At 71.8% G+C, this 8,551-nt stretch carries 8 protein-coding genes and 1 riboswitch; of the genes, 2 read left to right on the forward strand and 6 right to left on the reverse strand.

The annotated features are described in order from the left end of the window. Positions 1 to 57 precede the first annotated feature (57 nt). Positions 58 to 1,002, reverse strand: a complete 945-nt coding sequence (locus ACFWZ5_RS42860; protein WP_384804939.1) for an AraC family transcriptional regulator — start codon at positions 1,000 to 1,002, stop codon at positions 58 to 60. 101 nt (positions 1,003 to 1,103) lie between these two features. On the opposite strand from ACFWZ5_RS42860, the gene ACFWZ5_RS42865 reads away from it, so the two are divergent. After that, positions 1,104 to 2,114 carry a zinc-dependent alcohol dehydrogenase family protein gene (locus ACFWZ5_RS42865; RefSeq protein ID WP_384804937.1) on the forward strand — a complete coding sequence of 337 codons (1,011 nt, stop codon included), beginning with the start codon at positions 1,104 to 1,106 and terminating at the stop codon, positions 2,112 to 2,114. 2 nt (positions 2,115 to 2,116) lie between these two features. Here the strand turns inward: ACFWZ5_RS42865 and ACFWZ5_RS42870 are convergent, their stop codons facing one another. The 5 genes from ACFWZ5_RS42870 to gcvT all read right to left on the reverse strand — a co-directional run bounded on the left by ACFWZ5_RS42870 (position 2,117) and on the right by gcvT (position 7,340). Next, the gene (locus tag ACFWZ5_RS42870; RefSeq protein WP_384804935.1) at positions 2,117 to 2,668 is read right to left on the reverse strand and encodes a glycoside hydrolase family 25 protein; all 552 of its coding nucleotides are present in this window, start codon (positions 2,666 to 2,668) and stop codon (positions 2,117 to 2,119) included. 179 nt (positions 2,669 to 2,847) lie between these two features. Continuing rightward, positions 2,848 to 4,218 (reverse strand): L-serine ammonia-lyase, encoded by a 1,371-nt coding sequence (locus tag ACFWZ5_RS42875; RefSeq protein WP_384804933.1) that lies wholly within the window; start codon positions 4,216 to 4,218, stop codon positions 2,848 to 2,850. Between the two features lie 203 nt (positions 4,219 to 4,421). Beyond that, on the reverse strand, positions 4,422 to 5,684 hold the full coding sequence (gene glyA, locus ACFWZ5_RS42880) for a serine hydroxymethyltransferase (RefSeq protein WP_384804931.1): 1,263 nt from the start codon (positions 5,682 to 5,684) through the stop codon (positions 4,422 to 4,424). 25 nt (positions 5,685 to 5,709) lie between these two features. Further along, a complete protein-coding gene (gcvH, locus tag ACFWZ5_RS42885; protein WP_384804929.1) occupies positions 5,710 to 6,087 on the reverse strand; it encodes a glycine cleavage system protein GcvH in 378 nt (125 codons plus the stop codon). A gap of 128 nt (positions 6,088 to 6,215) precedes the next feature. Next, complete coding sequence (gcvT, locus tag ACFWZ5_RS42890; RefSeq protein ID WP_384804927.1) at positions 6,216 to 7,340, reverse strand: glycine cleavage system aminomethyltransferase GcvT; 1,125 nt, start codon at positions 7,338 to 7,340, stop codon at positions 6,216 to 6,218. 162 nt (positions 7,341 to 7,502) lie between these two features. Continuing rightward, positions 7,503 to 7,603, reverse strand: a riboswitch (glycine riboswitch). Between the two features lie 164 nt (positions 7,604 to 7,767). On the opposite strand from gcvT, the gene ACFWZ5_RS42895 reads away from it, so the two are divergent. Continuing rightward, entirely contained in the window at positions 7,768 to 8,520 is a 753-nt protein-coding gene (locus tag ACFWZ5_RS42895; protein ID WP_384892506.1) for an AAA family ATPase, read from the forward strand. Positions 8,521 to 8,551: the final 31 nt, after the last annotated feature.

Genomic DNA, 8,551 nt, shown 5'->3' on the forward strand with positions numbered 1-8,551 from the left:
GGCGGAGCCCCCTGGTTTTGGGTAAAGGGGCGGGTCTGGGGCGCCCCGCGAGGGCCGCTACCCTGCGACCCGCCCCCTCCGATACCGCCCCGGCGCCACCCCGAACTCCCTCTTGAACGCCTTGGCGAAGGCGAACTCCGACGTATAGCCCGCCCTCTGCGCGACCACGCGCAACGGCTCGTCCCCCTCCCCGAGCAACCGCCCGGCCAACGTCATCCGCCACCACGTCAGATACGCGAGCGGCGGCACCCCCACACTCGCCGCGAACCTCCGCGCGAACGGCGCCCGCGAGAGCCCCCCGAGCGCACCGAGCTCCTCCACGGTCCACGGATGCGAAGGGTCGGCGTGCACGGCCCGCAGCGCGGCGGCCACCGCCGGATCCGCGAGCGCCGCCGCCCAGCCCGTCGGATGCCCGGCGCCATGCCGCTCGCGGAGCCACCACGCCCGCAGGATGTACAGCAGCAACGTGTCGAGCAGCGCCGAGACGATCGTGTCCGAACCGGGCTGCGGCTCCTCGAGCTCGGCGCCGAGCAGCTCCACGGCCGACCGCAGCGAACGGTGGGCGCCGACCCGCGCCGGCAGATGGATCACCTCGGGCAGCTCGGAGAGCAGCGGATGGGCGCGGGCCCGGTCGAGCTGGTACGCGCCGCAGAGGATCACCGCGGACGGGGCCGCGCCGGCCTCGGCGGGCGTGAGGCGGGGCGGGGCCTCGGGCCAGGAGCCGTCCGGGTTCAGGCCGAAGCTCTCCAGCGGAGCCCCGGGATCGCTCGCCAGACCGTGCCCGCAGCCGTGCGCGAGGAACACGATGTCGCCCGCCGCGAGCGCCACCGGCTCCCCGCCCCCGCACCCCGGAAGCAGCCACGCCGACCCCTGGAGCAGCACGTGGAACCCGGCCCCGCCGTGCTCCGGGAACCGCGCGCCCCACGTCCCGTACTTGTCCCGGATCGCGGAGTGCGGCCGCCCGAGCCGCATGGCGGCGATCGCGTCACTGAGTACGTCCATGTCCGCACCATAGTGCGTGGCACACCGCCCGAGACGAGCGGACATAAAAGCAAGATCCACAGGCATGTCTCGTCTCGCGGGTGCCGCATAGCGTTCCCGTCATGACGACAACAGCTGCCGCGACCACCGCCCGCACCGTGCTCTTCGACGAGATCGGCGGACCCGAGGTCCTGAAGGTGCGCGACCTGCCCCTGCCCGCCCCGGGCCCCGCCGAGGTCCAGATCAAGGTCGAGGCCATCGGCCTCAACCGCGCCGAGGCCCTTCTGCGCGCCGGGAAGTACTACTACCCGCCGACCCTGCCCGCCTCCCGCAACGGATACGAGGCCGCAGGCGTGATCGAGGCCGTCGGCGCCGACGTCACCGACCTCGCCCCCGGCGACCCGGTCCTGGTGGCCGCCGACTTCCACCTGAGCACCCACGGCGTGTACGCGGACCGCGTCGTGCTGCCCGAGACCATGGTCGTGCGCCGCCCCGCCGAGGTCGACGCGGTCACGGCGGCCGCCACCTGGCTCACGTACACCACCGCGTACGGCGCACTCCACCTCACCGCCGGAATGCGCCCCGGCGACCACGTCCTGATCACCGGCGCGTCCAGCGGGGTCGGCACGGCGGCCATCCAGGTGGTCCGCCGCGCGGGCGCCGTCCCCCTGGCCACCACCCGCACCGAGGCCAAGAAGCAGCACCTCCTCGACCTCGGCGCCGAGCACGTCATCGTCACGGACACCGAGAGCGACGTACCGAAGGAGATCAAGCGCGTCACCGCCGGACGTGGTGCCGAGATCGTCCTGGACGGCATCGGCGGCCCCGGCTTCCACACCCTCGGCGAGGCCGCCGCGCCGGGCGGCACCCTGGTCAGCTACGGCTGGCTCGACGGCCGCCCCACGGTCCTCCCCATGAACTGGCCCCTCACGGTCCACGGCTACGCCAACATGGCGGCCTTCCCCACGCCCGACGACCGCCGCCGCGCCGCGAGCTACCTCACCTCGGGCCTCAAGGACGGCACCCTCCGCCCCGAGATAGCCCAGGTCTTCGACGGCCTCGACCGCATGCCGGACGCCCACCGCCTGATGGAGTCCAACACCCACACCGGAAAGATCGTGGTGCGGCCGTAGGGCTACGGCGTCGTCCAGTCCCGCATCGCGGCCTTGCTCGGGAAGTCCGCCACGTCCTTGTCGATCGGAGTCGACGTGTACTGGTGGAAGCGCCACTTGGCGCGGATGCGGGGCTTGCCCGCGGTGACGTAGTCGGCGATCCACAGGCCGTCGCCCGCGTAGGAGGTCGTGTCTCTGTTGAGCCAGAAGTCGCGGTTCGTGTAGAGGACGGTCCGGTGGTGCGGGCGGAGGCGTTTGACCTCCTTGATGAAGCGGTCCTTCTCGGCGTTCGTCGCCGCCGTGTGGTCGCCGGTCCACTCCCAGTCGACGGCCAGGAAGTCGCCCGCCTTCTCCGGGGCCTTGGACACGAAGTACTCGGCCTGGGCGGTGATGTTGCCGGGCCACAGGAAGTGGTAGAAGCCGACGACGCAGCCGCCGTCGCGGGCGAGCTTGGTCTGGGCGGTCAGGCGCGGGTTGATGTAGGAGCGGCCCTCCGTCGCCTTGATGACGACGAAGGACAGGCCATCGGTGGAGAAGGACGACTGGTGGGAACTGACGTCGATGCCGCGCAGCATGCGGTGACCTTTCGGGTGGGGGGAGCGGGGTGCGCGGGGGAGGAGTGGGGGGTGCCCCGCGTCAATGAACGATGAACAGTTGACCGTGCATTGACCGTTCCCAGTGTCAGGCGTTCCCACCCATGGGAAAGGGCCCTCCATGTGGAGGGCCCTTCTCCGAGCCGGTTACGCCGCGGCGCTCAGCACTCGATGATGTTCACCGCGAGCCCGCCCCGCGCCGTCTCCTTGTACTTGACGCTCATGTCGGCGCCGGTCTCCTTCATGGTCTTGATGACCTTGTCGAGGGACACCTTGTGGGAGCCGTCGCCGCGCATCGCCATGCGGGCGGCGGTGACCGCCTTGACCGCGGCCATGCCGTTGCGCTCGATGCACGGGATCTGGACGAGGCCGCCGACCGGGTCGCAGGTCAGGCCCAGGTTGTGCTCCATGCCGATCTCGGCGGCGTTCTCGACCTGCTCGGGGGAGCCGCCGAGGACCTCCGCGAGGGCGCCCGCCGCCATCGAGCAGGCCGAGCCGACCTCGCCCTGGCAGCCGACCTCGGCGCCGGAGATGGAGGCGTTCTCCTTGAAGAGCATGCCGATGGCGCCCGCGGCGAGCAGGAAGCGGACCACGCCCTCCTCGTCGGCGCCGGGCACGAAGTTCATGTAGTAGTGCAGGACCGCGGGGATGATCCCGGCGGCGCCGTTCGTGGGGGCGGTCACGACGCGGCCGCCCGCGGCGTTCTCCTCGTTCACCGCCATCGCGTACAGCGTGATCCACTCCATGGCGCGGGCCCCCGGGTCGCCCTCGGCGCGCAGCTGGCGGGCGGAGTGGGCGGCGCGGCGGCGGACCTTCAGGCCGCCGGGCAGGATGCCCTCGCGGGACATGCCGCGCGAGACGCAGGCCTGCATGACGCGCCAGATGTCGAGGAGGCCCGCGCGGATCTCGTCCTCGGTGCGCCAGGCCTTCTCGTTCTCCAGCATCAGGGCGGAGATGGACAGGCCGGTCTCGGAGGAGAGGCGAAGCAGCTCGTCGCCGGTGCGGAAGGGGTACTTCAGGACGGTGTCGTCCGGCACGATCGGGTTCTCGCCCGCGACCGCGTCCTCGTCGACCACGAAGCCGCCGCCGACCGAGTAGTACGTCTTCTCCAGGACGAGCGCGCCGTCGGTGTCGTACGCGAAGACGGTCATGCCGTTCGCGTGGTACGGCAGGGCCTTGCGGCGGTGCAGGATCAGGTCCTCGTCGAAGTCGAAGTCGATCTCGTGCACGCCGAGGACGTTCAGGCGCCCGGACGTCTTGATCTCCTCGACGCGGTCGTCGGCGCTCTCCACGTTCACCGTGCGCGGCGACTCGCCCTCCAGGCCGAGCAGGACGGCCTTGGGCGTGCCGTGGCCGTGGCCCGTGGCGCCGAGGGAGCCGTACAGCTCCGCCCGTATCGAGGTGGTGTGGGCCAGCAGGCCCTCGTTCTTCAGGCGGCGGGCGAACATCCGCGCCGCCCGCATCGGGCCGACCGTGTGGGAGCTGGACGGGCCGATGCCGATCGAGAACAGGTCGAAGACCGAGATGGCCACGGGTGACTCCTAGCTGGGTTGGTAGACGCCGTTGTCTGCCGGTGGTGCGGTCGGACGGGGTGCCGCCGGCCGCCCGCGTGAGCGGGTGGTGCGACCGCGCGGACAAGGGGTGGGGCACCGCGCTCACTGTCCAGTGTGCGCGGTGCCCCGGTCCTTCGTATGCGACGAAGGGCACAACAAAGTACGAACTAAAGCGTACGAAACTACTTCAGCCCCGGGTACAGGGGGTGCTTCGCGGCCAGAGCGGACACGCGGGCCTTGAGGGACTCGGCGTCGAAGCCCGGCTTCAGGGCCTCGGCGATGATGTCCGCGACCTCGCGGAAGTCCTCGGCCTGGAAGCCGCGGGTGGCCAGGGCCGGGGTGCCGATGCGCAGGCCGGAGGTGACCATCGGCGGGCGCGGGTCGTTCGGGACGGCGTTGCGGTTGACCGTGATGCCGACCTCGTGGAGGCGGTCCTCGGCCTGCTGGCCGTCGAGCTCGCTGTTGCGCAGGTCGACGAGGACCAGGTGCACGTCCGTGCCGCCGGACAGGACGTCCACGCCGACGGCCTTCGCGTCGTCCTGGACCAGGCGCTCGGCCAGGATGCGGGCGCCGTCCAGGGTGCGCTGCTGTCGCTCCTTGAAGTCCTCCGAGGCCGCGACCTTGAAGGACACCGCCTTGGCCGCGATCACGTGCTCCAGGGGGCCGCCCTGGAAGCCCGGGAAGACCGCGGAGTTCAGCTTCTTCGCGAAGTCCTTGTTGCGGGCCAGGATGATGCCGCCGCGCGGGCCGCCGAGCGTCTTGTGCGTGGTGGAGGTGACCACGTCCGCGAACGGCACCGGATTCGGGTGCAGCCCGGCGGCGACGAGCCCGGCGAAGTGCGCCATGTCGACCCACAGGTACGCGCCGACCTCGTCGGCGATCCGGCGGAACTCGGCGAAGTCCAGCTGGCGCGGGTAGGCGGACCAGCCCGCGATGATCACCTTGGGGCGGTTCTCCTTGGCCAGGCGCTCGACCTCGGCCATGTCGACAAGCCCGGCGGCGTCCACGTGGTACGCGACCACGTTGAACTGCTTGCCGGAGAAGTTCAGGCGCATGCCGTGGGTGAGGTGGCCGCCGTGCGCCAGGTCCAGGCCGAGGATCGTGTCGCCGGGCTGGGCGATCGCGAAGAGGGCGGCCTGGTTGGCGGAGGCGCCGGAGTGCGGCTGGACGTTGGCGTACTCGGCGCCGAACAGGTCCTTGACCCGGTCGATCGCGATCTGCTCGGTCACGTCCACGTGCTCGCAGCCGCCGTAGTAGCGGCGGCCGGGGTAGCCCTCGGCGTACTTGTTGGTGAGGACCGTGCCCTGGGCCTCCATGACGGCGACCGGAGCGAAGTTCTCCGACGCGATCATTTCGAGGGTGGACTGCTGGCGGAGGAGCTCGGCGTCGACGGCGGCGGCGACGTCCGGGTCGAGCTCGTGGAGGGGTGTGTTCAGAAGCGACATCGGAAGATCAGTCCTTACGCCGGGGTCAGCTGCCTGCGAAGTCGGTGTACTCGTCGGCGGAGAGCAGGTCGCCCGGCTCCTCCGCGACGCGCACCTTGAACAGCCAGCCGCCCTCGAAGGGGGCCGAGTTCACCAGGGACGGGTCGGCCACGACGTCCTGGTTGGCCGCGACGACCTCGCCGGAGACCGGCGAGTACAGGTCGCTCACGGACTTCGTCGACTCCAGCTCGCCGCAGGTCTCACCTGCGGTCACCGTGTCGCCGACCTCCGGGAGCTGGACGAAGACGACGTCACCGAGCGCGTTGGCCGCGTGCTCCGTGATGCCGACGCTCGCCACGCCGTCCTCGGTGGCCGAAAGCCACTCGTGCTCCTTGCTGTACCGCAGCTGCTGGGGGTTGCTCATGGCGTGAATTCTCCTGTACGCGGGCGCGTGCTGATGAACGCGGCGGTGGGCTGTCTTGGTGAGTGAGACGGGACACGCGGGGCACCGGACGCGCGGGGCGCCCGGAACGTGTCACTTGTGGCGCTTTGTCACTTCTGACGCTTGTAGAACGGCAGCGCCACGACCTCGTACGGCTCGTGGGTGCCGCGGATGTCCACGCCCACGCCCTCGGTGGCGGGCGCGGCGTGCGCCGCGTCGACGTACGCCATCGCGATCGGCTTGCCCAGCGTCGGCGACGGGGCGCCGGAGGTCACCTCGCCGATGACCTGGCCGTCCGCCACCACGGGCATGCCCGCGCGCGGCACCCGGCGGCCCTCGGCGATCAGGCCGACCAGCTTGCGCGGGGGCGCGGCCTCGGCCCGCTCGGCGGCGGCCCGCAGCGCCTCGGCGCCCACGAAGTCGTCCCCGTGCGAGGTCTTCTCGAACTTCACGACCCGGCCGAGACCGGCGTCGAACGGCGTGAGGGCCGTCGTCAGCTCGTGCCCGTACAGCGGCATGCCCGCCTCCAGGCGCAGCGTGTCGCGGCAGGAGAGCCCGCAGGGCACGAGCCCGACGGGGGCGCCCGCCTCCGTGAGCGCCCGCCACAGCTTCTCGGCGTGCTCCGGCGCCACGAACAGCTCGAAGCCGTCCTCGCCCGTGTAGCCGGTGCGCGCGATCAGGGCGGGGACGCCCGCGACGGTGCCGGGCAGGCCCGCGTAGTACTTCAGACCGTCCAGGTCGGCGTCCGTGACCGACTTGAGGATGCCGGGGGACTCGGGACCCTGGACGGCGATCAGGGCGTACGCGTCGCGGTCGTCCCGCACCTCGGCGTCGAAGGAGGCGGCACGCTCGGTGAGGGCGTCCAGGACGACCTGGGCGTTCCCGGCGTTGGCGACGACCATGTACTCGGTCTCCGCGAGCCGGTAGACGATCAGGTCGTCGAGGATGCCGCCGTCGGCCTGACAGATCATGGTGTACCGGGCGCGGCCCACGCCGACGGAGCCGATGTTGCCGACGAGCGCGTAGTTCAGCAGGTCGACGGCGCCGGCGCCGGTGACGGTGATCTCACCCATGTGGGAGAGGTCGAAGAGGCCGGCCTTGGTGCGCACGGCGTTGTGCTCGTCGCGCTCGCTGCCGTACCGCAGCGGCATGTCCCAGCCCGCGAAGTCGGTCATGGTCGCGCCCAGCGAACGGTGCAGGGCGTCGAGGGCAGTCTGGCGTGGGGTAGGGCTCATCAGTACTGGCTCCAGGCATGGCATGACGGGCGAGGTCGTTCCTCCCCATCTGTCATCGAACCTGAGAGGTTCACCACGGCCCGCGCGTACGCCGGGTCATGACTTGCACCTTGGGTGGAGCCGTCCCGCCGCCGGCAGGAGAGGCTCGCTTTTCAGATGTGCCTCGCCCGCGCGGTACGGGGCCTGAGAGATTCAAGGGAGGAACTTGCTCCTTCGGCGTCCGGGGGCGTCGGGGCCCCGCGGAACTCTCCCGCGCGGATTCAAGCGGCCGGTATGGAGTTGGCGCGCACATCATTGCACGCGCCCCCGCTTCACAACAGCCGCAACCGAGGAGTGCCCTCGTGCCGTCTTGGTAGGGCATTACCTTCTCTTTACAGTCGATGGAGAAGTACGGAGAAGCACGAAGAAGCACGAAGAAGTACTCGGCATGAGTGACGTGACCAGCATGGGGAGGCCGATCACGGTGCGCAGGAGCAGTGCTTACGCGACGACCACGGGTGTCGCGCTGCCCGGGGCCGCTCCGGCCGGGGCCGCCGCGCTGCCGCCGCAGCCCGCCGCCCCGCCGCAGGAGGGCCGCGCCCGGGTGAGCCGCGGCCACTTCCCGCGGGCCGTCGTCCGCGACCTGCGGGGCCGGGCCGGGCGCAGCCCGCGCCGCCTGGTCTTCTCCGCGCGCGACGTCGTGGTCGTCTCCGGGCTGCCCGGCAGCGGCAAGTCCACGCTGATGCGGCGTGCGGTCGCGGGGCCGCGGGTGGACTCGCAGGACACCCGCGACCGGTGGGCGGCCCGGATGCCGCGCCGCGTCCCGTACGCGCTCTACCGCCCCCTCGTCCGCCTCGCCCACTACGCGGGCCTGTGGCGGGCGCTGCGCGCGGGCTCCGGTGTCGTCGTGCACGACTGCGGTACGCAGCCGTGGGTGCGGCGGTGGCTCGCCCGCGCGGCCGCCGCGCGTGGGGGCACGCTGCGGCTCGTCCTCCTCGATGTGCCCGCGCCCGTCGCCCTTGCCGGGCAGCGGTCGCGGGGGCGGGGGGTGTCGCGGTACGCCTTCGCGCGGCATCGGCGGGGGGTGGGGCGGTTGCTTCGGGGGGCCGAGCGGGGGGTGCTGCCGCGGGGCTGCGGTTCCGCGGTGCTGCTGGACCGGGAGGCGGCGGGGGTGTTGGGGGGGATCGGGTTCGGGGGGTGAGGCCGGTGCCCTCGCGGGGGCGCCCCAGACC

Source organism: Streptomyces sp. NPDC059003, assembly GCF_042740445.1.
Classification (GTDB): Bacteria; Actinomycetota; Actinomycetes; order Streptomycetales; family Streptomycetaceae; genus Streptomyces.

What these genes read in the sequence shown, in the direction of transcription:
- ACFWZ5_RS42860 (WP_384804939.1), bottom strand. Translation starts at nt 1,002, where the DNA reads ATGGACGTACTCAGTGACGCGATCGCCGCCATGCGGCTCGGGCGGCCG.
- ACFWZ5_RS42865 (WP_384804937.1), top strand. Translation starts at nt 1,104, where the DNA reads ATGACGACAACAGCTGCCGCGACCACCGCCCGCACCGTGCTCTTCGAC.
- ACFWZ5_RS42870 (WP_384804935.1), bottom strand. Translation starts at nt 2,668, where the DNA reads ATGCTGCGCGGCATCGACGTCAGTTCCCACCAGTCGTCCTTCTCCACC.
- glyA (WP_384804931.1), bottom strand. Translation starts at nt 5,684, where the DNA reads ATGTCGCTTCTGAACACACCCCTCCACGAGCTCGACCCGGACGTCGCC.
- gcvH (WP_384804929.1), bottom strand. Translation starts at nt 6,087, where the DNA reads ATGAGCAACCCCCAGCAGCTGCGGTACAGCAAGGAGCACGAGTGGCTT.
- gcvT (WP_384804927.1), bottom strand. Translation starts at nt 7,340, where the DNA reads ATGAGCCCTACCCCACGCCAGACTGCCCTCGACGCCCTGCACCGTTCG.
- ACFWZ5_RS42895 (WP_384892506.1), top strand. Translation starts at nt 7,768, where the DNA reads ATGAGTGACGTGACCAGCATGGGGAGGCCGATCACGGTGCGCAGGAGC.